This is a genomic window from Cellulomonas telluris, assembly GCF_004886325.1.
Classification (GTDB): Bacteria; Actinomycetota; Actinomycetes; order Actinomycetales; family Cellulomonadaceae; genus Cellulomonas; species Cellulomonas telluris.
Map to the genome: position 1 here is coordinate 1 of NZ_QXFN01000037.1, position 628 is coordinate 628.

1 protein-coding gene is annotated in these 628 nt (G+C 69.1%); it reads right to left on the reverse strand.

The genetic code is table 11. The features are described 5' to 3' along the window. Window positions 1–95: 95 nt before the first annotated feature. Complete coding sequence (locus FB586_RS18610; protein ID WP_136520847.1) at window positions 96–392, reverse strand: DUF4193 domain-containing protein; 297 nt, start codon at window positions 390–392, stop codon at window positions 96–98. Window positions 393–628 lie beyond the last annotated feature (236 nt).

Genomic DNA, 628 nt, shown 5'->3' on the forward strand with positions numbered 1-628 from the left:
GGGCGGGGGCAGCCCGTTCGAACCCGCGGGCTTCGACCTCGAGTGCGGCCGCCACTGGACCCCGCCGCGCCGGTACGGGTGAGCGCTCGAGCTGCTCAGGCGCAGTCGCGACAGACGAGCGGGGTCTCCGAGACGCGCGCGCTGCGGTGGTGCACGAGGAAGCACACCGAGCACGTGAACTCGTGGTCCTGCTTGGGCACCACCTCGATGCTGAGCTCCTCGTTCGACAGGTCGGCTCCGGGCAGCTCGAAGGACTCGGCGGCCTCGGTCTCGTCCTCGTCGATCTTGCTGGAGCTGGCGTCCTTGTCGGTCGCAGCGAGGCGGAGAGCTTCGAGGCTCTCCTCCTTCTGCTCCTCCTCGCTCTTGCGGGAGGCGTCGTAGTCAGTTGCCATGGCGGTGTTCGTCCTGTTCGTCCTGTTCGTTCGTGAGCGCGCAGTGTGTCGTACCCACTTCGGCCGCCGCACACTCGGTCCGACGAACACTCGATCCGCCGTCGCAGAAGCTCGACGCGACACCGCATTTGCACCGCGGGGCCGGTATGCAGATTCGCCTGCGGAGCCGCGGCTCCGGCGCTTAGCGTTCGTGGCACCGGGCCGGCCGCTGCGCAGGCCCGGGCGTGGTGTGTTCA